Origin of the sequence: Streptomyces griseus (assembly GCF_900460065.1) — a bacterium.
Taxonomy (GTDB): Bacteria; Actinomycetota; Actinomycetes; order Streptomycetales; family Streptomycetaceae; genus Streptomyces; species Streptomyces griseus.
Genome location: NZ_UAVD01000023.1, coordinates 1 through 24,275, shown reverse-complemented (window position 1 = coordinate 24,275; position 24,275 = coordinate 1). Strand labels below are relative to the sequence as shown.

Annotated in this window: 17 protein-coding genes, 1 tRNA gene and 2 pseudogenes; 12 read left to right on the top strand and 8 right to left on the bottom strand. The window is 69.2% G+C overall.

Annotation, left to right across the window (positions count from 1 at the left end; genetic code table 11):
* Nucleotides 1-24: 24 nt before the first annotated feature.
* Entirely contained in the window at nt 25-162 is a 138-nt protein-coding gene (locus DTB53_RS09355; RefSeq protein WP_003969822.1) for an SPW_0924 family protein, read from the bottom strand.
* A gap of 153 nt (nt 163-315) precedes the next feature.
* Nucleotides 316-2,079 carry a lytic transglycosylase domain-containing protein gene (locus DTB53_RS09350; RefSeq protein ID WP_012381372.1) on the bottom strand — a complete coding sequence of 588 codons (1,764 nt, stop codon included), beginning with the start codon at nt 2,077-2,079 and terminating at the stop codon, nt 316-318.
* A gap of 188 nt (nt 2,080-2,267) precedes the next feature.
* Between DTB53_RS09350 and DTB53_RS09345 the strand changes: the two genes are divergently transcribed.
* Entirely contained in the window at nt 2,268-3,143 is an 876-nt protein-coding gene (locus tag DTB53_RS09345; protein WP_012381371.1) for a DUF4184 family protein, read from the top strand.
* A gap of 30 nt (nt 3,144-3,173) precedes the next feature.
* Here the strand turns inward: DTB53_RS09345 and polA are convergent, their stop codons facing one another.
* Entirely contained in the window at nt 3,174-5,885 is a 2,712-nt protein-coding gene (gene polA / locus DTB53_RS09340; RefSeq protein ID WP_012381370.1) for a DNA polymerase I, read from the bottom strand.
* A 128-nt stretch (nt 5,886-6,013) separates the two neighbouring features.
* Here polA and DTB53_RS09335 point away from each other — a divergent pair, with 128 nt between their 5' ends.
* From DTB53_RS09335 to DTB53_RS09300, 8 genes are all read left to right on the top strand, one after another.
* Nucleotides 6,014-8,338 carry an FdhF/YdeP family oxidoreductase gene (locus DTB53_RS09335; protein WP_012381369.1) on the top strand — a complete coding sequence of 775 codons (2,325 nt, stop codon included), beginning with the start codon at nt 6,014-6,016 and terminating at the stop codon, nt 8,336-8,338.
* Between the two features lie 156 nt (nt 8,339-8,494).
* Nucleotides 8,495-8,914, top strand: a complete 420-nt coding sequence (locus DTB53_RS09330; protein WP_003969817.1) for a hypothetical protein — start codon at nt 8,495-8,497, stop codon at nt 8,912-8,914.
* Between the two features lie 223 nt (nt 8,915-9,137).
* Entirely contained in the window at nt 9,138-9,608 is a 471-nt protein-coding gene (locus DTB53_RS09325) for a PaaI family thioesterase (protein WP_003969816.1), read from the top strand.
* Nucleotides 9,609-10,240: 632 nt separating this feature from the next.
* Complete coding sequence (locus tag DTB53_RS09320) at nt 10,241-11,452, top strand: branched-chain amino acid ABC transporter substrate-binding protein (protein WP_032774303.1); 1,212 nt, start codon at nt 10,241-10,243, stop codon at nt 11,450-11,452.
* A gap of 114 nt (nt 11,453-11,566) precedes the next feature.
* Nucleotides 11,567-12,496 carry a branched-chain amino acid ABC transporter permease gene (locus tag DTB53_RS09315; protein WP_003969814.1) on the top strand — a complete coding sequence of 310 codons (930 nt, stop codon included), beginning with the start codon at nt 11,567-11,569 and terminating at the stop codon, nt 12,494-12,496.
* Nucleotides 12,496-14,289 (top strand): branched-chain amino acid ABC transporter permease, encoded by a 1,794-nt coding sequence (locus DTB53_RS09310; RefSeq protein ID WP_370454209.1) that lies wholly within the window; start codon nt 12,496-12,498, stop codon nt 14,287-14,289. The genes DTB53_RS09315 and DTB53_RS09310 overlap by 1 nt, the downstream gene beginning before the upstream one ends.
* A gap of 4 nt (nt 14,290-14,293) precedes the next feature.
* Nucleotides 14,294-15,214, top strand: a complete 921-nt coding sequence (locus DTB53_RS09305) for an ABC transporter ATP-binding protein (RefSeq protein WP_003969812.1) — start codon at nt 14,294-14,296, stop codon at nt 15,212-15,214.
* Nucleotides 15,211-15,927, top strand: a complete 717-nt coding sequence (locus DTB53_RS09300) for an ABC transporter ATP-binding protein (protein WP_003969811.1) — start codon at nt 15,211-15,213, stop codon at nt 15,925-15,927. The genes DTB53_RS09305 and DTB53_RS09300 overlap by 4 nt, the downstream gene beginning before the upstream one ends.
* A 73-nt stretch (nt 15,928-16,000) precedes the next feature.
* Here DTB53_RS09300 and DTB53_RS09295 read toward each other — a convergent pair whose 3' ends face one another.
* Nucleotides 16,001-16,657, bottom strand: coding sequence for an ANTAR domain-containing response regulator (locus DTB53_RS09295; protein ID WP_003969810.1), 657 nt, complete (start codon nt 16,655-16,657; stop codon nt 16,001-16,003).
* A gap of 97 nt (nt 16,658-16,754) precedes the next feature.
* Between DTB53_RS09295 and DTB53_RS09290 the strand changes: the two genes are divergently transcribed.
* Together DTB53_RS09290 and DTB53_RS09285 are read left to right on the top strand one after the other, a co-directional pair.
* A tRNA-Leu gene (locus DTB53_RS09290) sits at nt 16,755-16,829 on the top strand.
* Nucleotides 16,830-16,938: 109 nt separating this feature from the next.
* Nucleotides 16,939-17,709 (top strand): transcriptional regulator, encoded by a 771-nt coding sequence (locus DTB53_RS09285; protein WP_172595253.1) that lies wholly within the window; start codon nt 16,939-16,941, stop codon nt 17,707-17,709.
* Between the two features lie 6 nt (nt 17,710-17,715).
* Here DTB53_RS09285 and pyk read toward each other — a convergent pair whose 3' ends face one another.
* Both pyk and DTB53_RS09275 read right to left on the bottom strand, forming a co-directional pair.
* Nucleotides 17,716-19,155 carry a pyruvate kinase gene (gene pyk, locus DTB53_RS09280; RefSeq protein WP_012381365.1) on the bottom strand — a complete coding sequence of 480 codons (1,440 nt, stop codon included), beginning with the start codon at nt 19,153-19,155 and terminating at the stop codon, nt 17,716-17,718.
* Between the two features lie 120 nt (nt 19,156-19,275).
* Entirely contained in the window at nt 19,276-19,992 is a 717-nt protein-coding gene (locus DTB53_RS09275) for an SIMPL domain-containing protein (RefSeq protein ID WP_012381364.1), read from the bottom strand.
* Between the two features lie 139 nt (nt 19,993-20,131).
* On the opposite strand from DTB53_RS09275, the gene DTB53_RS09270 reads away from it, so the two are divergent.
* Nucleotides 20,132-21,958, top strand: coding sequence for a bifunctional metallophosphatase/5'-nucleotidase (locus DTB53_RS09270; RefSeq protein ID WP_012381363.1), 1,827 nt, complete (start codon nt 20,132-20,134; stop codon nt 21,956-21,958).
* 372 nt (nt 21,959-22,330) lie between these two features.
* Here the strand turns inward: DTB53_RS09270 and DTB53_RS09265 are convergent.
* Together DTB53_RS09265 and DTB53_RS09260 are read right to left on the bottom strand one after the other, a co-directional pair.
* Nucleotides 22,331-23,757 (bottom strand): annotated as a pseudogene (locus tag DTB53_RS09265) (lysine N(6)-hydroxylase/L-ornithine N(5)-oxygenase family protein).
* A pseudogene (locus DTB53_RS09260) lies at nt 23,754-24,275 on the bottom strand (aspartate aminotransferase family protein); the annotation flags it as partial. The pseudogenes DTB53_RS09265 and DTB53_RS09260, both read right to left, overlap by 4 nt.

Here is a 24,275-nt window from a genome sequence, read left to right as displayed (position 1 = left end):
GGTGACCTCTCCCTCTGGCGGCTGCTATCTCTTCGGTCCCGGGACGGTGGTCAGCAGGGGTTTCGGCGAGGTCTCCCCGGCCGGGGAGCCGACGGCGGCGACGGTGAACACGAGCGCGAGGGCGGCGGCCAGTCCGATGGCGGCGGCGACGAGGGCACGCATGCTCGGCCTCCCGGGGTGGTGATCCGACGACGGTGACCTGATGGGCCGTCAGGGCTGGGGCACCGTAGCAACCGGGGCGCGAGATGAGAACACAGCGGACAGCCCCTCGGCGGGCGGCCGAGGGGCTGTGCGGTGCGGCGGGGGCCGCGGGGATCAGGCTTCGGGGGTCGCCGTCGCCTCCGGGGCGGTCTCCCCGGGTGCGGTCTCCTCCGGTGCGGTCTCCTCCGGGGCCCGGACGGTGAGTTCGATGGTGACCGAGGCGCCGCCCTCGGTGGTGAGGCGCAGTCTGAAGGTGCCCTCGGTGTCGTCCGCGAAGATCTCCGGAAGCCGGAGCACGCCCTCGGCGTCCGTCGTCAGGGTGGTCAGGGTGCGCAGCGGCTTGCCGGCCGCGTCCTTGAAGTACGGGCCCTTGTCGTTGTCGAAGAGACCCAGGGGGCCCTTGACCATGGTGGCGGTGACGGTCACTCCGGCCGCCGCGGCGTCCTGGTACGTGGCCTTCACGGTGACGGCGTCCGCGAACTTCTGGCCGGGTGCGGCGACGAGCGCCTTCTCGTCGGTCCGGGCGATCGCGTCGGCCTGGCGGGCGGTGACGGTGGCCGCGTAGGTCAGGGTGCGCGGCCTGCCGGTGCCCGCGACGGCGGTCACCGTGAACTCCCCGGCCTTCTCACCGGCCCGGAGCTCCGGGGCGGTGGCGGTGCCGTCGGACCCGGTCCGCACCGTGACGGTCTTCTTGCCGCCGGCGAAGACCGTGCCGGTGTTCCCGGTGACGGTGAACGTGACGGGCACCTTGCCGAGCGGGGCGCCGAGCGCGTTGCGGGCGAGGACGGTGACCCGCTCGTCGAACGTCTGGCCCGCGGTGGCGCGCAGCGGGCCGGTGCCCGCGTTCTCCAGGGAGCCGAACGTCTCGGCCGGGGTCGGCTTGGAGGTGGGCGGCTTCGGCGTCGGGCTGGTGGAGCCGTCGCCGGGCTTCGAGGGGCCCGGGCTCGGCTTCCCGCCCGGCTTGTCCGGGGAGGGCTTCGGGCTCGGGGTGGTGCTCGGGCCGGAACCGGTGCCCGGAAGGGGGCTCGGGCTCGTGCTCGGGGAGGGGGTGCTCGGGGAGGTGGGCAGCGTTCCGGTGCCGTCGGGGATCTCGTGCGTGCCGCGCTGGTAGTACGAGAACCAGGAGCGGACCGTACGCAGGTACTCGTTCGACCGGTTGTAGCTCAGCACGGCCCGGTCGAGGTCGGCGGCGATGGCCAGATCCCGGTCGTTGGCGCAGAGGTAGCGGCCGGCGGCGAGCGCCGCGTCGTGGATGTTGTTGGGGTCCTTGCGGCCGTCGCCGTTGGCGTCCTGGCCCCAGGACGCCCAGGTCGACGGGATGAACTGCATCGGGCCGACCGCGCGGTCGTGGACCGCGTCGCTGTCGTACGCCCCGCCGTCGGTGTCCTTGATCAGGGCGAAGCCCTGGCCGTTGAGGGCCGGCCCGAGGATCGGGGGGCTCGCGGTTCCGTTGGCGTCGACGCGTCCGCCGCGGGCGTGGCCGGACTCGACCTTGCCGATCGCGGCGAGGAGCTGCCAGGGCAGCCGGCAGCCGGGGTCGGTGGTCGCGACGGTCTGCTCGGCCTGCTTGTACGCGGCCAGGACCGTCGCCGGAATGCCCGCCTCGGCGCTGCCGGCCGCCGGGAGGCTGCTGGAGGAACCGGGCTTGTTGGGCGTGACCAGGGGCGGAAGGTCCGTGTAGTAGGGCGAGTTGCCGGTCGCGGCGCCGTCGGTGCTCGCGGTGTCCTCGCCCGCCGCCTTCGGGTCACCGCCACCGGCGGGCCCCTCGGCCAGGGTCGCCGCGGGCGCCTGCGAGGCCGCGAGTGCCGCCACGGCGGCCGCCGCCACCGCGGTGGTCGTGGCCCCCTTGCGCAGACGTCGGCGAATGTGCGCTGCCATACGTTCCGGTCCCTCCCCCTCGAAGGCTGCTCGCGCTCCCCAGCGCAAGGACTCCAGCGACCCTACGGCACCTTGTGTCGCCCAGGCACCGAGGGCTGACCGCTTCTTACTGTTTTTTCACGTTCGCGGGCGCATGTTGTCCTCCCGGCCACGGAAGGGTGCCCGAACGGTCCCGCATACTTGCCGCCATGCCGTTCACGCTCAGTCATGCCGCCGCTGTGCTCCCGGCGATCCGCCGGAACGGGACGGCCCGGTGGCCGCTGTTCCCCTCCGCGCTCGTCGCCGGTTCGTTCGCGCCCGACATCACCTACTTCGCCGACACCGTGATCCCCGGGGCGATGGAGTTCGGGGCGTTCACGCACACCTTCCTCGGTGTCGTCACGGTGAACGTGGTCATCGCGGCGGCGCTGGTGACGGTGTGGGTCCTGCTGCGGGAGCCGTTGACCGCGCTGCTGCCGGTACGCGTACGGGGCCGCGTCCACGCCTTCGTCCGGGGGCGGCGGTGGACGCGGGACTCCTTCGGGCCCACCGCCTGGCTGTGGTTCGCCCTCTCCGGCGCGCTGGGCGCGGCCACGCACGTGGTGTGGGACGCCTTCACCCACCACAGCCGGTGGGGGACCGAGCTGCTGCCGGTGCTCGGCCGCAGCGTCGGCGGCTTCCCGGTGTACCAGTTCGCCCAGTACGGCAGTTCGGCCCTGGCCCTCGTCGTCATCGGCTGGTTCGCCGCCACCGGGATCCGGCAGATCCCGAAGGCCCCCGCACCCGGGGAGGTGCCGGTGCTCGGCCGCCGGGAGAGGCGGGGGGCCCTCGGCCTGCTGGGCCTGTGCGTGCTGGCCGGCGCCGTCCACCGGTGCGTCCGCTGGTACGCCCGCTTCGGCGGGGTGGAGAGCCCGCTCGACATCATCCCCACCGCGTGCTTCGGCGCGGGCGCCGGGCTGGCGGCCGGGCTGCTGCTGTACGGGGTGTGGATGCGGCGGCCGGGCAGCCGCCGCCCCCCGGAGAACCCGGAGCGGATCCCCGTACCGGACGCGTCCCCCACCGAAGTGCCTGCCGGCCGGGAGTGACCCGACCGCGGCAGGGCCCCTGCCGGCGGTTCAGTGCGCGGCCGACTCCCAGTCCTTGCCGACGCCGACCGACACATCGAGCGGGGCGCGCAGTTCGACCGCGTTCGCCATCTCGTGGCGCAGGATCTCCTCGACCTGCTGCCGCTCGCCCTTCGCGATCTCCAGGACGATTTCGTCGTGGACCTGGAGCAGCATCCGCGAGGTCAGCTTCGCCTCGGTGAGCGCCTTGTCCACCCGCAGCATCGCCACCTTCACGATGTCCGCCGCGGTGCCCTGGATCGGGGCGTTCAGCGCCATCCGCTCGGCTGCCTCGCGGCGCTGGCGGTTGTCGCTGTTCAGGTCGGGGAGATAGCGGCGCCGGCCGAGGATCGTCTCCGTGTACCCGGTGGCCCTGGCCTCCTCGACGACCCGGTGGAGATAGTCCCGCACCCCGCCGAACCGCTCGAAGTAGGTGTCCATCAGCACCCGGGCCTCGGCGGGGTCGATGTTCAGCTGCTGGGAGAGGCCGAACGCGGAGAGACCGTAGGCCAGGCCGTAGGACATGGCCTTGATCTTGCGGCGCATCTCCGCGTCGACCGCGTCCTTCTCGACGCCGAAGACCTGCGAGGCGACCGTGGTGTGCAGGTCCTCGCCGGAGGTGAACGCCTCGATGAGCCCGGCGTCCTCGGAGAGGTGCGCCATCACCCGCAGCTCGATCTGGCTGTAGTCCGCCGTCATCAGCGTCTCGAAGCCCTCGCCGACCACGAAGCCCCGGCGGATCGCCCGCCCCTCGTCCGTGCGGACCGGGATGTTCTGGAGGTTGGGGTCGGTGGAGGAGAGCCGGCCGGTCGCCGCGACCGTCTGGTTGAACGTGGTGTGGATGCGGCCGTCGGCGGCGATCGTCTTGATCAGCCCCTCGACGGTGACCCGCAGCTTGGCCTGCTCGCGGTGGCGCAGCATCAGGACCGGCAGCTCGTGCTCCGTCTGCGCGGCCAGCCAGGCCAGCGCGTCCGCGTCCGTCGTGTAACCCGTCTTGGTCTTCTTCGTCTTCGGCAGGCCCAGCTCGCCGAAGAGGATCTCCTGGAGCTGCTTGGGCGAACCGAGGTTGAACTCTCGGCCCACCGCCGCGTGCGCCTCCTTCACCGCCTGCTGCACCGTCCCGGCGAACTGCTGCTCCATCCCCTCCAGATGGGCCCGGTCCGCGGCGATCCCGTGCCGCTCCAACCGGGCCAGGAGGATGGAGGTCGGCAGCTCCATGTCATGCAGCAGCTCCGCCGCGCCCACCTCCTTGAGACGGGTGGTGAACGCGTCGCCCAGATCGAGCACGGCGCGGGCCTGCGCCATCAGGGCGTCCTGCTCGGCCCGGTCGTCCGCGCCGAAGGCCAGCTGCCCGTCCGAGGCGGCGGCCGGGGCCAGCTCCCGGCCCAGATACTCCACGGCCAGCGCGTCCAGGGCGAAGGAGCGACGGCCCGGCTTCACCAGATACGCGGCGAGCGCCGTGTCCATGGTGACGCCTTCGAGCCGCCAGCCGTGCTCCGGGAAGACCCGCATCACGTTCTTCGCGTTGTGCAGGACCTTCGGCCGGGCCGGGTCCGACACCCAGGCGGCGAACGCCCGCTCGTCGGCCTCCTCCAGCTGCGTCGGGTCCAGCCAGGCGGCGGCCCCGTCGGCGGCGGCGAGCGCGACCTCGGTGACCGTGCCCGAGCCGAGCGACCAGGTGTCGACCGTCATGACGCCGAGGGGCTGCGCGCCGTGCGCCTCCAGCCACGGGGCGACCTCGCCGGAGCCGAGCACGGCCCCGTCCAGCTCGATCCCGGCGGCGGGCGCGGGCGGCTCGGCCTCCGCCGCCCCGGGGTCGACGGCGAGAAGGCGCTCGCGCAGGCTCGGGTTGCGGATCTCCAGTATGTCCAGCACACCGGTGACCGCCGTGCGGTCGTACGGGGCGCGCTCCAGCTCCGCCGGGGTCTTCGGCAGCTCGACGTCCCGGACCATCTCGGTCAGCACGCGGTTCATCTTCACCGCGTCCAGGTGGTCCCGGAAATTCTGCCCGGCCTTGCCCTTGACCTCCTCGGCCCGCTCGACCAGCTCGGCGAACGAACCGAACTGGTTGATCCACTTCGCGGCCGTCTTCTCACCGACGCCCGGAATGCCGGGGAGGTTGTCGGACGGGTCGCCGCGCAGCGCGGCGAAGTCCGGATACTGCTGCGGGGTGAGCCCGTACTTCTCGACGACCTTCTCCGGGGTGAACCGGGTCAGCTCGGAGACCCCCTTGGTGGGGTACAGCACGGTCACGTTCTCCGTGATCAGCTGGAAGGAGTCCCGGTCGCCGGTGACGATCAGCACCTCGAACCCGGCCGCCTCGGCCTGGGTCGCCAGCGTCGCGATGACGTCGTCCGCCTCGAAACCGTCCACCGCGAACCGGTCCGCGTGCATCGCGTCCAGCAGCTCGCCGATCAGCTCGACCTGCCCCTTGAACTCGTCGGGGGTCTTGGAACGGTTCGCCTTGTACTCCGGGAACTCCTGCGCACGCCAGGTCTTGCGCGACACGTCGAACGCCACCGCGAAGTGCGTGGGCGCCTCATCACGCAGGGTGTTCGCCAGCATCGACATGAAGCCGTACACGGCATTCGTCGGCTGCCCCACCGCCGTCGTGAAATTCTCCGCGGGCAGGGCGAAGAACGCCCGGTACGCCAGGGAGTGCCCGTCCATGAGGAGCAGGCGCGGTCGGTTGTCTGCCGTGTTCTTCGATGCCGTCTCAGCCACGCCCCCGATCCTGCCACGGCCCACTGACAATCCGGACCGGCACGGCCTTGCGCCACCGTGACAGGATCGATGGTGAGGACATCGACACGTCCGCTCACGCGGACGAGCGCTCGAAGGGGAGCAGCATCATGGCCACCAAGCCGCCGACCGGTGACCCGGTCCAGGACGCCCCGCAGGTCGAGCCGGCCCCGCACGCCGCCGCGGGCCTGCCCGCCGTCGCCCACTCCCTGCGCATCGCCCAGCAGCAGATGGGGGTGCGCCGCACCGCGCAGACCCTCCTCAAGGTCAACCAGAAGAACGGCTTCGACTGCCCCGGCTGCGCCTGGCCCGAGGGCGACAAGCGGCACACCGCCGAGTTCTGCGAGAACGGGGCGAAGGCCGTCGCCGAAGAGGCGACGCTGCGCCGCGTCACCCCCGACTTCTTCGCCGCCCACCCCCTGGCCGACCTCGCCGAACGCAGCGGCTACTGGCTCGGCCAGCAGGGCAGGATCACCCAGCCGGTCTACCTCCCCGAAGGCGCCGACCGGTACGAGGCGATCACCTGGGAACGCGCCTTCGCGATCATCGCCGAGGAACTCACCGCCCTCGACTCACCCGACGAGGCCCTCTTCTACACCTCCGGCCGCACCAGCAACGAGGCCGCGTTCCTGCTCCAGCTCTTCGCCCGCGAGTTCGGCACCAACAACCTCCCCGACTGCTCCAACATGTGCCACGAGTCGTCCGGCTCCGCGCTCACCGAGACCATCGGCGTCGGCAAGGGCAGCGTCTCGCTGGAGGACCTCCACCAGGCCGACCTGATCATCGTCGCCGGACAGAACCCCGGCACGAACCACCCCCGGATGCTGTCCGCCCTGGAGAAGGCCAAGACCTCCGGAGCGAAGATCATCTCGGTGAATCCGCTCCCCGAGGCCGGGACGGAACGGTTCAAGAACCCCCAGACCCCGCACGGCATGCTCAAGGGAACCCCGCTCAACGACCTCTTCCTCCAGATCCGCATCGGCGGCGACCAGGCCCTCTTCCGCCTCCTCAACCAACTGATCCTCGCCACCGAGGGGGCCGTCGACACCGCGTTCGTCACCGAACACACCCACGGCTACGAGGAGTTCACCCGAGCCGCCGAAGCAGCCGACTGGGACGAGACCCTCACCGCCACCGGCCTCACCCGCGCCGAGATCGAACAGGCCCTCGCCCTCGTCCTCGCCTCGGAACGCACCATCGTCTGCTGGGCCATGGGCCTCACCCAGCACAAGCACTCCGTGCCCACCATCCGCGAAGTCGTCAACTTCCTCCTCCTGCGCGGGAACATCGGCCGCCCCGGCGCCGGCGTGTGCCCCGTGCGCGGCCACTCCAACGTCCAGGGCGACCGCACCATGGGCATCTTCGAGCGGCCCGCACCGGCCTTCCTCGACGCCCTCGACAAGGAGTTCGGCATCACCTCGCCGCGCCACCACGGCCTGGACGTGGTGCGCTCCATCCAGGCCCTGCGCAACGGCGAGGCGAAGGTCTTCTTCGCGATGGGCGGCAACTTCGTCGCGGCCACCCCCGACACCGCCGTCACCGAGGCCGCGATGCGCCGCGCCCGCCTCACCGTCCACGTCTCGACCAAGCTCAACCGCTCCCACGCCGTGACCGGTACCCGCGCGCTGATCCTGCCCACGCTCGGCCGGACCGACAAGGACGTCCAGGCGAGCGGCAAGCAGTTCGTCACCGTCGAGGACTCCATGGGCATGGTCCACGCCTCGCGCGGCAACCTCACCCCCGCCGGCCCCCACCTGCTCTCCGAACCGGCCATCGTCGCCCGCCTCGCCCGCGCCGTCCTCGGCCCCGGCTCCCGTACCGACTGGGAGGCCTTCGAGCGGGACTACGCCACCATCCGCGACCGCATCTCCCGCGTCGTCCCCGGCTTCGAGGACTTCAACGCCCGCGTGGCCCGCCCCGGCGGCTTCACCCTCCCGCACGCCCCCCGCGACGAGCGCCGCTTCCCCACCGCCACCGGCCGCGCCAACTTCACCGCAGCCCCCGTCGAGTACCCCGAACTCCCCGACGGCAGGCTGCTGTTGCAGACACTGCGCTCCCACGACCAGTACAACACCACCATCTACGGCCTCGACGACCGCTACCGGGGCATCAAGGGCGGCCGCCGCATCGTCATGGTCAACCCCGAGGACGCCGCGGCCCTCGGCCTCGCCGACGGCGCCTACACCGACCTCGTCAGCGAGTGGAAGGACGGCGTCGAGCGCCGCGCGGCGGGCTTCCGTGTCGTCCACTACCCCACCGCCCGGGGCTGCGCCGCCGCCTACTACCCGGAGACCAACGTGCTGGTCCCCCTCGGCTCCACGGCCGACACCAGCAACACCCCGGCCAGCAAGTCGGTCGTCGTCCGCTTCGAACCGCACGACACGACGCTCCGGGCGGCGCGGGAGACCCCCTCCACAACCACCGCAACCCCCTGAGCGCTGCCCCGGACAGCCCCTAGCGAAATCACGCGGATAAACCAAGGCGAAAAAGAGACAAAGCCAGGCAGCCTCTTGCCGGAAAAGCGACTCACTCGAACATTTACTCGATGATAAATTGGAGCGAAATTCGAACGAATAAAGAACGGGCGCACAATGAAAAAAGCCGTCAAGACCCTCCTGACCGGAACCGCAGCCGCCGCATTCCTGGCAACCATGGGAACGGCCCCCGCCCACGCCGCGACCGAGACAAACCACTGCTTCACCACCGGCGCGGGCGGAGCCGTGACCGTCCAGAGCTGGCACGTCGGGGAGACCGGCAAAAAGGTCGGGGTCCACATGGGCGTCCACGACAACAAGGCGGACGGCCACCACGTGAGAATCAGACTCATCGGGAAGAAGATCGGCGGCACCCCGGTCAATTGGCCCTGGCGCGCCAATTACGGCGGCAACGGCACCTACAAGGCCTGGGATTCCTATTTCCCCAACGACGGAATGCTCATGGTAGGCGTACAGGTCGCCAGGTTCGAGGGAGAACAACTCCTCAACTCCTGCACCGACTGGCCCACCACCTGAACACCCACCGCACAGAGCACCACCAGGCCGGACAACACCTCCGGGGCGCGGCGGCACCGACCGCCGCGCCCCGGAGGCGCTCGCTCCTCCCTTTCGGACAGTGGCCGGACTTCGCCCCGCCCGGCGCGGAATCCGCCCCCGACAGGGACTAAGCGTTCGCTCAGCCGTCTGATAAGAACAGTGCAGACAGCAACGAACGAGCACAGCGAACGGAGCCGGACCCATGGGCGAGCACACCGCACCCCTCTTCCCCCAGGAAGTCATCGACGAGTACGCGGCACTCGGCGTCGACCTGCCCGCCCTCTTCTCCGCCGGCCACCTCGGCGAACGCATGGGCGTGACCATCGTCGAGGCCTCGGCCGACCGCGTCGTCGGCACCATGCCCGTCGAGGGCAACACCCAGCCCTACGGCCTCCTCCACGGCGGCGCATCCGCCGTACTCGCCGAGACCCTCGGCTCCATCGGCTCCATGCTCCACGGCGGCACCTCCAAGCTCGCCGTCGGCGTCGACCTCAACTGCACCCACCACCGAGGCGTCCGCAACGGCCTCGTCACCGGCGTCGCCACCCCCGTACACCGCGGGCGCTCCACCGCCACGTACGAGATCGTCATCACCGACGAACAGGACAAGCGGGTCTGCACCGCACGCCTCACCTGCCTCCTCCGCGACGCCCCCCGCCCCGAAGCCGGCTGACCCCCACCACCCCCAACCCCACCCCCCACACGGCTCGAACCACCTGCCCGGCCGGAATCACACCCTGTGCATTCCGGCCGGGCAGTGCCATATCCCCACCAAAAAACGACAGTTGACCAACACACTCGGTCAACTTCCTTGACGGCACGGCGCGTTCCATGAGCCACTCAACAGCCACATCCACCCCCACGCCCCCACCGGCACGACCGCCGATGTAACACTGCGTAACACGCAGGCCATGCGGAAACCAGCCGCACACCCCGGCCGCGCACACCCGGGGAACTCCGCCGCGCCCAACGCCGCCACCGAACGGCGACAGCACCAAGATCACCCCAAGCCCCTTAGCAGAGCTGCGCGTTCTCACCATGTGGTCCTTTCGCACTCCAGGCGAAACCGCCACATGTCCTCACAGGAACCTCAAGCCTTGCTCAAGGGCATAACAAGAGAGTCACATCCGCCGCCGACCAGTCCCGGTGGCCCCCGGCTGCGCTTAGAGTCACCGCCAGTCACCGCGCCGCCGGGCGCGTCTGCTGCACGGCCCTGTACCAACCCAGTACGGCCCGGCGATCGTCACGGCACCTCAAGCAGAGGAGGCCGCGCCAGGGAAAGGACTTTTCGTGCGACACCGTTCTTTGCTCACACTCACCGCAATGCTCACCACAGGAGCACTCACCCTCACCGCCTGCGGTTCGCGCGACGACAGCAAGGGCAGCGGCGGCGACGGAGGCAACCAGACGGTCGTCATCGGCCTCGACGCCCCGCTCACCGGCGACCTGTCCGCCCTCGGCCTCGGCATCAAGAACTCCGCCGACCTCGCCGTCAAGACGGCGAACAAGGAAAAGACCGTCCCCGGCATCACCTTCAAGCTGGAAGCACTCGACGACCAGGCCCAGCCCTCCGTCGGCCAGCAGAACGCCGTCAAGCTCATCGACACCAAAGAGGTCCTCGGTGTCGTCGGCCCGCTGAACTCCGGCGTCGCCCAGTCGATGCAGAAGCCCCTCAACGACGCCAAGCTGACCCAGGTCTCCCCCGCCAACACCGGCACCGAGCTGACCCAGGGCAACAACTGGAAGACCGGCGACAAGAAGCGCCCCTACGCGTCCTACTTCCGCACCGCCACCACGGACCAGATCCAGGGCGCCTTCGCGGCCAAGTACCTCTTCGAGACCGCGAAGATCAAGGACGTCTACCTCATCGACGACCAGAAGCCCTACGGCGCCGGACTCGCCGCCTCCTTCAAGGCGACGTTCACCGAGCTCGGCGGCAAGATCGTCGGCACCGACCACGTCAACCCCGAGGACCGCGACTTCAACTCCGTCGCCACCAAGGTCAAGAGCTCCAAGGCCAAGGCCGTCTACTACGGCGGCGAGTACCCCGCCGGCGCCCCGCTGAGCCAGCAGATCAAGGACAGCGTCAAGATCCCCTTCATGGGCGGCGACGGCATGTACAGCGCCGACTTCATCAAGCTCAACAAGAAGGCCGAAGGCGACATAGCCACCTCCGTCGGCAAGCCCGTCGAGGAACTGGAGTCCGCCAAGAAGTTCATCGCGGACTACAAGACGGCCGGCTACAAGGACGCCTACGAGGCCTACGGCGGCGGCACCTACGACGCCACCTGGTCCATCATCGAGGCCGTGAAGATCGTCGCCGCCGAGAACGACGGCAAGATCCCCGCCGAGGACGGCCGCGCCAAGGTCCTCGAAGCCATGGACAAGGTCAAGTTCGAGGGCGTCACCGGCCCCGTCTCCTTCGACGAGTTCGGTGACACCACCAACACCCTGATGACCGCCTACCAGGTCACCGGCGGCAAGTGGGTCTCCAAGATCAGCGGCACCGTCGAGTAGTCACCCGCCGGGCCAACACCCCGCCACCACCACACAAAGCAACCAGACCGCGCGGGAGCGCTACGAGCCCTCCCGCGCGGTGCCATATCCGAACCACTCCACGGAGGCCCTGCGGTGAACGAACTGCCGCAACAGCTGGCCAATGGACTCATCCTCGGCGCGATGTACGGTCTCATCGCGATCGGTTACACGATGGTCTACGGAATCATCCAGCTCATCAACTTCGCGCACGGCGAGATCTTCATGATCGGGGGCTTCGGAGCCCTCACGGTCTACCTCGGGCTTCCGTCCGGATTCTCCCTCATAGCCGCGATACCCCTCATGATCGTCGGCGGTGTCATAGCCGCCGTCGCCATCAGCATGGCCGCCGAGCGCTTCGCCTACCGGCCCCTGCGCGGCGGACCACGCCTGGCACCACTCATCACCGCCATCGGGCTCTCCCTCGCCCTCCAGCAAGCGGTGTGGATGTGGTACCCCGACGCCACGAAGGACCGTTCCTTCCCCCAGTTCGAAGGCGAAGCCTTCGACGTCCTCGGCGCCACCATCCAGCGCGGCGACATCTTCGTCCTCGTCGTGGCCCCCCTGTGCATGCTCGCCCTCGGCTTCTTCGTCTCCAAGACCCGAGCCGGCCGCGGCATGCAGGCCACCTCCCAGGACCCCGACACCGCCAAGCTCATGGGCATCAACACCGACCGCATCATCGTCATGGCCTTCGCCATCGGCGCCGCGTTCGCCGCCGTCGCCGCCGTCGCCTACGGGCTCAAGAACGGCCAGATCGGCTTCCGCATGGGCTTCATCATGGGCCTCAAGGCCTTCACCGCAGCCGTACTCGGCGGCATCGGCAACATCTACGGCGCCATGCTCGGCGGCATCGTCCTCGGCGTCGCCGAAGCCCTCGCCACCGGCTACATGAGCGAAGTCCCCGGCATGGAACTCTTCGGCGGCGGCGCCTGGAAGGACGTGTGGGCCTTCGCCCTCCTCATCATCGTCCTCCTCGTACGCCCCCAGGGCCTGCTCGGCGAACGCGTCGCGGATCGGGCGTGATGACCATGACCACCCAGACCACCACCCGCAACAGCGCCCTCGTCGCGCTGCCCGCAGCCCGCCACCTCACCACCGCCGGCGCGGCCATCGCCCTCATCGGCACCTTCCTCGCCTGGACCTGGACCGCCGAATTCCCCGGCGACCTCACCGTCACCGGCTACCCCGGCGGCCTCCAGGTCCTCACCCTCGTCGGCGCCGTCCTCACCCTCCTGTTCGCCCTCTCCGGCTACGGGATCAAGGGACTGCGCTGGCTCACCCCGGGCGGCGCCAACAGCCCCGTCCGACTCGCCGCCATCGGCACCCTCGGCACCACCGGCTTCGCCATCGGCGCCATCTCCGTCAAGCTCGGCGGCGTCGTCAACCTGGAACCCGGAGCCTGGGTCAGCCTCGCCGGCGCGATCATCGCCACCGTCGCCGCCCTCGGCCTCCCCGCCGACCAGGAACTCCACGACACCACCCGCCCCACCCCGCTCAACCGCTTCATCAACAGCCTCCGGGCCCCCGCTCCCACGCGCGCCAAGGACCTCCCCAACTGGGCCGAGATCCTCATCATCGCCGGAGCCTTCGGCGTCGCCCTGCACGTCTTCACCTACGGCATCGACACCGAATACGCCGAACTCTTCATCGGCTACATCATCATCGTCGCGTTCGGCTTCACCGCCCTCACCCGGGCCGGAATCATCGCCCGCATCACCCGGCTGACCACCAAACACCGCAACGTCACGCTCACCGCCGCACTCATCGCGGCATTCTGCTTCCCCTTCACCCAGCAGAACGAGCAATACGCCCTCATCGGCGCGAACATCCTCATCTTCGCGACCGTCGCACTCGGCCTCAACGTCGTCGTCGGCCTCGCCGGCCTCCTCGACCTCGGATACGTCGCCTTCCTCGGCGTCGGCGCCTACGCCGCCGCCCTGGTCTCCGGCTCCCCGCTCTCCCCCGTCGGCGTCCAGTTCCCCTTCTGGGCCGCCGTCCTCACCGGAGCCGCCGCCTCCCTGGTCTTCGGCGTCGTCATCGGCGCCCCGACCCTCCGACTGCGCGGCGACTACCTCGCCATCGTCACCCTCGGATTCGGCGAGATCTTCCGACTCACCGTCAACGCCCTCAACGGCGTCAGCGGGCCCGACCTCACCAACGGATCCCAGGGCATCCCCAGCATCCCCGACCTCAACCTCTTCGGCTTCGACTTCGGCGTCAGCCACGACATCGGCGGCATCACCCTCGGCAGGTCCGCCAACTACTACCTGCTGATGCTCGTCTTCACCGCCGTCGTCGTCCTGGTCTTCCGACGCTCCGGAGAATCCCGCATCGGCCGCGCCTGGGTCGCCATCCGCGAGGACGAGACCGCGGCCACCGCCATGGGCATCAACGCCTTCCGGCTCAAGCTGCTCGCCTTCGCCCTCGGCGCCACCCTCGCCGGACTCGCCGGCACCGTCCAGGCCCACGTCTCCTACACCGTCACACCCGAGCAGTACCAGTTCGCCGGCTCCGTCCCCCCCAACTCCGCCTTCCTCCTCGCCGCCGTCATCCTCGGCGGCATGGGAACCCTCAGCGGACCCCTCGTCGGCGCCGCACTGCTCTACCTCATCCCGGCCAAGCTGCAGTTCATGCAGGACTACCAGCTCTTCCTCTTCGGCATCGCACTCATCCTCCTGATGCGCTTCCGCCCCGAAGGGCTCGTCGCCGACCGCAGAAAGCAACTCGAATTCCACGAGACCGGCCAACTCGACGTCCCAGCCGAGGACGCCCCACTCACCCGGACAACCGCCGGCACCACGAAGGCGGGGGCGTGATCACATGACCACCGAAACCACCACCCCGACCACCACCACCGTCCTCGACGCCAGCGGCGTCACCATGCGATTCGGCGGACTCACCGCCGTCCGCAACGTCGACCTCACCGTCAACAGCGGCGAGATCGTCGGTCTCATCGGCCCCAACGGCGCCGGCAAGACCACCTTCTTCAACTGCCTCACCGGCCTCTACATCCCCACCGAAGGCAAGGTCAGCTACAAGGGCACCGTCCTGCCCCCCAAGCCCCACCTCGTCACCAAGGCCGGCATCGCCCGCACCTTCCAGAACATCCGACTCTTCTCCAACATGACCGTCCTGGAGAACGTCCTCGTCGGCCGCCACACCCGGACCAAGGAAGGCCTCTGGTCCGCCCTCCTGCGCCTCCCCGGCTACCACAAGGCAGAAGACTCCAGCCGCGAACGCGCCATGGAACTTCTGGAGTTCATCGGCCTCCAGGACAAGGCCGACCACCTCGCGCGCAACCTCCCCTACGGAGACCAGCGCAAGCTGGAAATCGCCCGCGCACTCGCCAGCGACCCCGGACTCCTCCTCCTCGACGAGCCCACCGCCGGCATGAACCCCCAGGAAACCCGCGTCACCGAAGAACTCATCTTCGCCATCCGGGACCAAGGCATCGCCGTCCTCGTCATCGAGCACGACATGCGCTTCATCTTCAACCTCTGCGACCGCGTCGCCTGCCTCGTCCAGGGCGAGAAACTCGTCGAAGGCACCCCCGGCGACGTCCAGGCCGACGAACGCGTCGTCGCCGCCTACCTCGGCACCCCCTTCGAAGGCGCCCCCGGCGCCGAAGAAGTCGCCGAAGTCGAAGCAGCCGAAGCCCACGCCGGAACCCCCAGCACCACCACCCCGGCGAAGGACACCACGCCCGACACCACCAGCACCGATGAGGAGGGCACCCGATGACCGCACTGCTAGAGGTCGAAGACCTCCGGGTCGCCTACGGCAAGATCGAAGCGGTCAAGGGCATCTCCTTCACCGTCGAAGCCGGCCAGGTCGTCACCCTCATCGGCACCAACGGCGCGGGCAAGACCACCACCCTGCGCACCCTCTCCGGACTGCTCAAGCCACTCGGCGGCCGCATCCTCTTCGAGGGCAAACCCCTGGCCAACATCCCCGCCCACAAGATCGTCTCCCTGGGCATCGCCCACTCCCCCGAGGGACGCCACATCTTCCCCCGGCTGACGATCACCGAGAACCTCCTCCTCGGCGCCTACCTCCGCAACGACAAGGCAGGCATCGAGAAGGACGTCCAGCGCGCCTACGACCTCTTCCCCATCCTCGGGGAACGCCGAAAGCAGGCCGCGGGCACCCTCTCGGGCGGCGAACAGCAGATGCTCGCCATGGGCCGCGCCATGATGTCCCAGCCCAAGCTGCTCATGCTCGACGAGCCCTCCATGGGACTCTCCCCGATCATGATGCAGAAGATCATGGAGACCATCGTCGAGCTCAAGGCGTCGGGCACCACGATCCTGCTCGTCGAGCAGAACGCCCAGGCCGCCCTGTCCCTCGCGGACCAGGGCCACGTCATGGAGGTCGGCAAGATCGTCCTCTCCGGCGCGGGCTCGGACCTCCTCCACGACGAGTCGGTCCGCAAGGCCTATCTCGGCGAGGACTGACCCCCCTGCCGTACGCGAGAGGCCCGCACCCGGTTCACCCCGGGTGCGGGCCTCTCGCGTTGTCCGTACGCGGCTACTCGGCCGACTTCTTCTTCTCCTCGGCGTCCTCGATCAACGCCTCCGCCAACTGCTGCATCGACATCCGCCGGTCCATCGACGTCTTCTGGATCCACCGGAACGCGGCCGGCTCGGAGAGCCCGTAATCCGTCTGCAGGATGCTCTTGGCGCGGTCCACCAGCTTCCGGGTCTCCAGCCGCTGGGACAGGTCCGCGATCTCGCTCTCCAGCGCCTTCAGCTCCGCGAACCGGGAGACGGCCATCTCGATGGCCGGCACGACGTCGCTCTTGCTGAACGGCTTCACGAGGTACGCCATGGCCCCGGCGTCCCGGGCCCGCTCGACGAGGTCGCGCTGCGAGAACGCGGTGAGCATCAGGACCGGGGCGATGGACTCCTCGGCGATCTTCTCGGCGGCGGAGATCCCGTCGAGGACCGGCATCTTCACGTCCAGGATGACCAGGTCCGGCTTGTGCTCCCGGGCCAGCTCGACGGCCTGCTGCCCGTCCCCCGCCTCACCGACGACGGAGTAGCCCTCCTCCTCCAGCATCTCCTTGAGGTCGAGGCGGATGAGGGCCTCGTCCTCGGCGATGACGACGCGGGTCGTCAGCGGCGGGACGTGCGACTTGTCGTCGTCGACGGCGTCTACGGGCTGGGGCGACTCGGGGGTGGTCACGGGGCTCCTCGGTATGGGGCAGATACTGCTGCCACGAGCCTACCTAGCTCCTGTAAGCTAGTGACCCGCAGGGGAGCAAAATACCTTGCTTTCCAAGGCCCCAGTACTCCAACTGGTTAGAGAGGCCGCTCTCAAACAGCGGACAGTGTGGGTTCGAATCCCACCTGGGGCACTTTTCCTTGGATTCCAAGGCGCAAGGCGGTTCGCTGAACTTCACTTGATCTGAGTACGCACACGCCTTTCCCGGCCGAATGCGCGTTTGCGCGACAAAACTCGGCAGCATGTACGACGTCGGAACTCGCGAGTGGACTCTGGCTCTGGTCGCCCAGGGGCGCAGCCTCAACTCGGTGAGCAAGCAGACCGGCATATCGCGGGCCGCGATTCGCTCCTGGCAGACGCGCCTGGACCCGCTCGAACGAGGCGTCCCCTGCCCGAAATGCTCCGAAGCGCCGACGGCGATCGAGGACCCCTCCTCGTACGCCTACTTGCTGGGGCTCTATCTAGGGGACGGCTGTATCAGCGCGGGCAAACGAGGCGTGTATTCCCTGCGCATCGCCTGCGCAGATGCGTGGCCGGGGCTCATCGAAGCCTGCGCCGAGGCCGTCCAGATCGCTCGACCGGACAACAAGGTGTCCCGGGTCCCCAGTGCGGGCTGCCAGTACGTCACTTCCTTCAGCAAGCACTGGCCCTGCCTCTTCCCGCAGCACGGCCCCGGCAAGAAACACGACCGCCGGATCGCCCTCGAACCGTGGCAGCAGCAGATCGTGGATTCCCACCCGTGGGAGTTCATCCGCGGTCTCTTCCACTCCGACGGCTGTCGCATCGCCAACTGGGCCACGCGCATGGTGCGCGGTGAACGCAAGCGCTACGAATACCCCCGGTACTTCTTCACCAACAAGTCCGACGGCATCCGCAAGCTCTACAGCGACACGCTCACCGCCGTCGGCGTCGAGTGGACGACCCTGACACGCGGTGGCAAGCCCTACAACATCTCCGTAGCCCGACGGGCATCCGTAGCCCTCATGGATGCGCACGTCGGGCCGAAATACTGAGCCGCCCTACTTCGGGCTGTCGTCCTCGCCGATGTGGTGGACGCGGACCAGGTTCGTCGAGCCCGCGACGCCGGGCGGGGAGCCGGCGGTGATGACGACCACGTCGCCCTTCGCGCAGCGCCCGATCCGCAGCAGCTCCTCGTCGACCTGGGCGACCATCGCGTCCGTGGAGTCGACCTTCGGGCCCAGGAAGGTCTCGACGCCCCACGTCAGGTTGAGCTGGGCGCGGGTGGCTTCGTCGGGGGTGAAGGCGAGGAGCGGGATGGGTGAGCGGTAGCGGGAGAGGCGCTTGACGGTGTCGCCGCTCTGGGTGAAGGCGACGAGGAACTTGGCGCCGAGGAAGTCGCCCATCTCTGCGGCGGCCCTCGCGACGGCGCCGCCCTGGGTGCGGGGCTTGTTGCGTTCGGTGAGGGGCGGGAGGCCCTTGGAGAGGAGGTCTTCCTCGGCGGCCTCGACGATGCGGGACATGGTGCGGACGGTCTCGACGGGGTACTTCCCGACGCTGGTCTCGCCGGAGAGCATGACCGCGTCGGTGCCGTCGATGATGGCGTTGGCGACGTCGGAGGCTTCGGCGCGGGTGGGGCGGGAGTTGTCGATCATCGAGTCGAGCATCTGGGTGGCGACGATGACCGGTTTGGCGTTGCGCTTGGCGAGCTTGATGGCGCGTTTCTGGACGATGGGGACTTGTTCCAGGGGCATTTCGACGCCGAGGTCGCCGCGGGCGACCATGATGCCGTCGAAGGCGGCGACGATGTCGTCGATGTTGTCGACGGCCTGAGGCTTCTCGACCTTGGCGATGACGGGGAGGCGGCGGCCCTCTTCGTCCATGATGCGGTGGACGTCGTCGATGTCGCGTCCGGTGCGGACGAAGGAGAGGGCGATGAGGTCGGCGCCGGTGCGCAGGGCCCAGCGGAGGTCGTCGATGTCTTTTTCGGAGAGTGCGGGGACGGAGACGGCGACGCCGGGGAGGTTGAGGCCCTTGTTGTCGGAGACCATGCCGCCTTCGATGACGGTGGTGTGGACGCGGGGGCCTTCGACGCCGGTGACTTCGAGGGTGACGCGGCCGTCGTCGACGAGGATGCGTTCGCCGGTGGTGACGTCGGCGGCGAGTCCGTCGTAGGTGGTGCCGCAGATGTCGCCGGTGCCTTCGCCTTCGAGGGGTTCGACGGTGATGGTGAAGGTGTCGCCGCGTTCAAGGAGTACGGGGCCTTCGCGGAAGCGTCCGAGGCGGATCTTCGGGCCTTGAAGGTCGGCGAGGATGCCGACGCTGCGGCCGGTTTCCTCGGATGCTGTGCGGACGTGGTGGTAGCGCGCTTCGTGCTCGGCGTAGCTGCCGTGGCTGAGGTTGAAGCGGGCGATGTCCATTCCCGCTTCGACCAGGGCTTTGATCTGGTCGTATGTGTCGGTTGCGGGTCCCAGGGTACAAACGATTTTCGCTCGGCGCATGGTTCGAGACTAAACCTTACCTACGGGTAGGTATTTGGTGCTGCGTGACACCTCAACAACCTTTGGATGAAGGGTTATTGACAAGTGTTGAATTGTGCGGCGGGGTGCTCTGATGAGCGTTTATCCGAGGTTCGGCGGGATGAGGGTGAAGGCCGCTTCGACCTGGGCGTCGACGTTCTGGCGTACGGGTTCGAGGTCGACGGGGGCCGCTTCGGCGGCGGTTTCGGCGCGGGCGGAGCGCAGGATCCCGGCGCCGCCGTAGGTCGTGGTGGTGAAGGTGTTTCCGCCGACGCTTCCGGTGTCGCTGAGTTCGAGGAGGGCGTCGATGCGGGTGTCGAGGGCTTGGGCGTACTCGCGGGCGCGCTGGAGGGCCTCTTGGACGGCTTGGCGGCGGGCGGCGGCGTGGTGGGGGGAGGTGGGGCGCAGGGCCCACCAGGGGCCGTCGACGCGGGTGAGGTCGTTGTCCGCGAGGCGGGTGACGAGTTCGCCGAGGGTGGTGAAGTCGTTGAGGGTGGCGGTGAGTTGGATGGTGCCGTGGTAGGCGCGGATGCGTTCGGCGCGGCCGTGGCGGGTGAGTTCGGGGCGGATGGTGAGGGTGCCGGTTTCCAGTTTTTCGATGGCGTCGCCGTGGGTCTTGATGAGGTCGAGGGTGGTGGTGTTGCGGCGGGTGAGGTCGTCGAGGGTGGTGCGGCGGTCGGTGTTGCGGGCGGTGAGGGTGATGGTGATGCGGGCGATCTCGGGGTCGACTTCGAGGTGGGCTTCGCCGCGGACGGTGACGCGGGGTGCGGTGGGGGTGCCGTGGGAGGGGTGGGGGGCGGGGGCGGGGGTTTCGGTCATGCGTTCACTGTGGCACGGGGGCGGTGTGTCGTGGTGGGTGTCGTGTGGTCATCGGATCGAAACCTGTGTGGGGTGTTGTGCGTGGTGGGTGCTGGGCCAGAATCTACGCGCGTTGCCCTACTGAACGAGGAGTGAAGAGATGCCGTTGAACCGTAGGACTTTTCTGGGCCGTTCGGCCGCCGCGGGTGCGGGTGTGGCGGTGGCGGGCGGTGCGGTGGCCGGCTCGGCGGGGGCGGCGCGGGCCGTGGGGCAGGGCCGCGGGCAGGGGCACGGGCGGCCTCCGAGGCGGTATGCGTTCACGGTGATGGGCACGACGGACCTGCACGGGAACGTCTTCAACTGGGACTACTTCACGGACAAGGAGTACGACGACTCCGCCCACAACGATGTCGGTCTGGCGAAGATCTCGACGCTGGTGGATCGGGTGCGCCGGGAGAAGGGGCGTCGGAACACGCTGCTGATCGACGCGGGTGACACGATCCAGGGCACTCAGTTGTCGTACTACTACGCGAAGGTCGATCCGATCACGGCGCGGCGTGGTCCGGTGCATCCGATGGCGCGGGCGATGAACGCGATCGGTTACGACGCGGCTGCGCTCGGGAATCACGAGTTCAATTACGGCATTCCGGTGCTGCGGAAGTTCGAGGAGCAGTGCGATTTCCCGTTGCTGGGGGCGAATGCGCTGGATGCGAAGACGTTGCGGCCGGCGTTCGCGCCGTATGTCATCAAGCGGATGCGCACGCCGTGCGGGCGTGATGTGCGGGTGGCGGTGCTGGGGCTGACGAATCCCGGTATCGCGATCTGGGACAAGGCGAATGTGGGCGGGAAGATGGTGTTCCCGGGGCTGGAGGAGCAGGCGGCGAAGTGGGTGCCGAGGCTGCGGTCGATGGGTGCGGACGTGGTGATCGTGTCGGCGCATTCGGGTTCTTCGGGGACGTCGTCGTGGGGTGACCAGTTGCCGTACGTGGAGAATGCGGCGGCTCTGGTGGCGGAGCAAGTGCCGGGGATCGACGCAATTCTGGTGGGCCATGCGCATGTGGAGATCGCCGAGCACTTCGTGACGAACAAGGAGACCGGCAGGCGGGTGGTGCTGTCGGAGCCGGCGAAGTGGGGCCAGCGGCTGACGTTGTTCGACTTCGAGCTGGTGTGGGAGAGGGGGAGTTGGACGGTGGAGAGGGCCGGGTCCCGGGTGCTGAACTCGAACTCGGTGCCGGAGGACCCGGCGGTGACGTCGCTGCTGCGTCGGGAGCACCGCAAGGTGGTGGAGTACGTCAACCAGGTGATCGGTACGTCGGTGGTGGCGATGTCGACGGCGGACGCGCCGTGGAGGGACGAGCCGATCATCGATCTGATCAACCAGGTGCAGACGGAGACGGTGCAGGCGGCGCTGGCGGGCGGGGAGTACGCGGCGCTGCCGGTGCTGTCGCAGGCTTCGTGCTTCTCGCGTACGGCGGGGATTCCGGCCGGTGAGGTGACGATCAAGGACGCGGCGGGTCTGTATCCGTTCGAGAACACGCTGGAGGCGCGGCTGATCACGGGCGCCCAGTTGAAGGACTACCTGGAGTATTCGGCGCGGTATTACGTGCGGACGGCTGCGGGCGGTCCGGTGGAGACGGCGAAGCTGACGAACGCGGACGGGATTCCGGACTACAACTACGACGCGGTGTCGGGTGTGACGTACGAGATCGACATCGCGCAGCCGGTGGGTTCGCGGATCGTGGGTCTGTCGTTCGCGGGGAAGGCGGTCGATCCGGCGGCGCGGTTCGTCTTCGCGGTGAACAACTATCGGGCGAGCGGCGGGGGGAATTTCCCGCATGTGCCGGGTGCGCGGCAGTTGTGGGCGAATTCGGACGAGATCCGGAACACGATCATCGGGTGGGTGCGGGAGAAGGGTTCGGTGGATCCGGCGGCGTTCGCTTCGGTGGGGTGGCGGCTGACGCGTGATGGGGTGCCGGTGTTCGCGTAGGGGCGGTGCTCTGGGGCGTACGCCGGTTCTCCGGGTGGGGGGTTCCTTCGGGTAGGCCGGTGTTCTGGTGGTGCCGGTGTTTTGGGGGGCCGACGCTTTCGGGGTGTCCCTGTGTTTCGGGGGGGGGCTGGTGTTTTCGGGGGGCCGGCGCTTTCGGGGTGTCCCTGTGTTTCGGGGGGGCCGGTGTTCTCGGGGGCTCGTGTTCTCGGGGGGGGGCCGGTGTTCTCGTGATGGTGTGCGCGGTGGTTGTTCGTTCGGCCCGGGTCTCCTTCGGTGGGGCCCGGGCCGTTCGTTTCTGCTGGGCTGGGGGGTGTTGCGAAAGGAGCGCCGTCCGCCCGGGGCCGAGCAGGCGAGGTTTTCTCGCAATACGCGCTAGACGGAGTGGCTCAGGGGGACGAGGGCGGGGGCCTGGGCGGGGATTCTCGGGGCTTGGGGGGCGAGGCCGAAGGTGGTGAAGGCGGTGCGTTCGGGGAGGGGGTAGGGGTGGGCGCGGGTGAGGTTGTTGAGGATGGTGGCGCTGCGCCAGGCGGCGAGTCCGAGGTCGGGGGCGCCGACTCCGTGGGTGTGGCGTTCGGCGTTCTGTACGTAGACGTGTCCGGTGACGGCGGGGTCGAGGACGAGGCGGTACTGGTCGTCGATGCGGGGGCGGTGGGAGGCGTCGCGGCTGAGGTAGGGGCCGAGGCTGCCGAGGACGGCGTCGAGGGGGCGTTCGCGGTAGCCGGTGGCGAGGATGACGGCGTCGGTGGTGAGGCGGGAGCGGGTGCCTTGCTGGGTGTGTTCGAGGTGGAGTTCGACGCGGGTGTTGGCGACGCGTCCGGCGGTGCGGACGTGGACGCCGGGGGTGAGGGTGGCGTCGGGCCAGCCTCCGTGGAGGGTGCGGCGGTAGAGCTCGTCGTGGATGGCGGCGATGGTGTCGGCGTCGATGCCTTTGTGGAGTTGCCATTGGCGGGGGACGAGTTCGTCGCGGGCGGATTCGGGGAGGGCGTGGAAGTAGCGGCTGTAGTCGGGGGTGAAGTGTTCGAGGCCGAGTTTTGAGTACTCCATGGGGGCGAAGGCCTGGGTGCGGGCGAGCCAGTGGATCTTCTCGGCGCCTTCGGGGCGGGCGCGGAGGAGGTCGAGGAAGATCTCGGCGCCGGACTGTCCGGAGCCGATGACGGTGATGTGTTCGGCGGCGAGGAGCCGTTCGCGGTGGCGGAGGTAGTCGGCGGAGTGGAGTACGGGGACGGCTTCGGCTTCGGCCAGGGGTTTGAGGGGTTCGGGGACGAAGGGTTCGGTGCCGATGCCGAGGGCGATGTGGCGGGCGTAGGCGCGGCCGAGGGCTTCGGCTTCGCCGTCGCGGTCGAGTTGGGTGAAGTCGACTTCGAAGAGGACGCGGTCGGTGTTCCAGCGGACGGCGTCGACCTGGTGGCCGAAGTGGAGGCCGGGGAGTTGTTCGCTGACCCAGCGGCAGTACGCGTCGTATTCGGCTCGTTGGATGTGGAAGCGCTCGGCGAAGTAGAAGGGGAAGAGTCGGTCGCGGGTGCGGAGGTAGTTGAGGAAGCTCCAGGGGCTGGCGGGGTCGGCGAGGGTGACGAGGTCGGCGAGGAAGGGGACTTGGAGGCTGGCGCCGTCGAGGAGGAGGCCGGGGTGCCAGTGGAAGGCGGGGCGTTGTTCGTAGAAGGTCGCGGCGAGGGGGCGGGGGTCGTCGGTGCTCGCGGGATGTTGTGGGCGAGTGCGGCGAGGGAGAGGTTGAAGGGTCCGATGCCGATGCCGACGAGGTCGTGTGGCTGGTCGGGGGCGGGGGCGGGCCGGGCGGTCATCGCGGGGTGTCGCCTTCTGTGGGGTGAGGGGTGGGGTGGGGTGTGGTGGGGGCGGTGGGTCGGTGGGTGAGGTGGTCGGCGGTGGTGTCGGTGATGAGGTCGAGGAGTGCTCGGAGGTCGTGGGGGGTGGTGTGGGGGTTGAGGAGGGTTGCCTTGAGCCAGAGGCGGCCGTCGGCGTGGGCGCGGCCGAGGACGGCGTGGCCGCGGTGGAGGAGGGTGCGGCGGACGGTGGCGACGGTGTGGTCGTCGGCGTCGGTGGGGCGGAGGAGGACGGTGCTGATGGTGGGCGGTCGTAGAGGTCGAGGGTGGGGGTTTGGGTGACGAGGTCGGCGAGGTGGTGGGCGGTGGCGAGGGTGCGGTCGATGAGGTCGGCGAGTCCGGTGCGGCCGAGGGCTTGGAGGGTGACGGCGATTTTGAGGGCGTCGGGGCGTCGGGTGGTGCGGAGGGAGCGGCCGAGGAGGTCGGGGAGGCCGGCTTCGGTGTCGTCGTCGGCGTTGAGGTAGGGGCGTGGTGGTGGA

Excerpts from the sequence above, each read along its gene's own strand:
- DTB53_RS09355 (WP_003969822.1), bottom strand. The coding sequence starts at position 162 with ATGCGTGCCCTCGTCGCCGCCGCCATCGGACTGGCCGCCGCCCTCGCG.
- DTB53_RS09350 (WP_012381372.1), bottom strand. The coding sequence starts at position 2,079 with ATGGCAGCGCACATTCGCCGACGTCTGCGCAAGGGGGCCACGACCACC.
- DTB53_RS09345 (WP_012381371.1), top strand. The coding sequence starts at position 2,268 with ATGCCGTTCACGCTCAGTCATGCCGCCGCTGTGCTCCCGGCGATCCGC.
- DTB53_RS09335 (WP_012381369.1), top strand. The coding sequence starts at position 6,014 with ATGGCCACCAAGCCGCCGACCGGTGACCCGGTCCAGGACGCCCCGCAG.
- DTB53_RS09330 (WP_003969817.1), top strand. The coding sequence starts at position 8,495 with ATGAAAAAAGCCGTCAAGACCCTCCTGACCGGAACCGCAGCCGCCGCA.
- DTB53_RS09325 (WP_003969816.1), top strand. The coding sequence starts at position 9,138 with ATGGGCGAGCACACCGCACCCCTCTTCCCCCAGGAAGTCATCGACGAG.
- DTB53_RS09310 (WP_370454209.1), top strand. The coding sequence starts at position 12,496 with ATGACCATGACCACCCAGACCACCACCCGCAACAGCGCCCTCGTCGCG.
- DTB53_RS09305 (WP_003969812.1), top strand. The coding sequence starts at position 14,294 with ATGACCACCGAAACCACCACCCCGACCACCACCACCGTCCTCGACGCC.
- DTB53_RS09300 (WP_003969811.1), top strand. The coding sequence starts at position 15,211 with ATGACCGCACTGCTAGAGGTCGAAGACCTCCGGGTCGCCTACGGCAAG.
- DTB53_RS09285 (WP_172595253.1), top strand. The coding sequence starts at position 16,939 with ATGTACGACGTCGGAACTCGCGAGTGGACTCTGGCTCTGGTCGCCCAG.
- pyk (WP_012381365.1), bottom strand. The coding sequence starts at position 19,155 with ATGCGCCGAGCGAAAATCGTTTGTACCCTGGGACCCGCAACCGACACA.
- DTB53_RS09275 (WP_012381364.1), bottom strand. The coding sequence starts at position 19,992 with ATGACCGAAACCCCCGCCCCCGCCCCCCACCCCTCCCACGGCACCCCC.
- DTB53_RS09270 (WP_012381363.1), top strand. The coding sequence starts at position 20,132 with ATGCCGTTGAACCGTAGGACTTTTCTGGGCCGTTCGGCCGCCGCGGGT.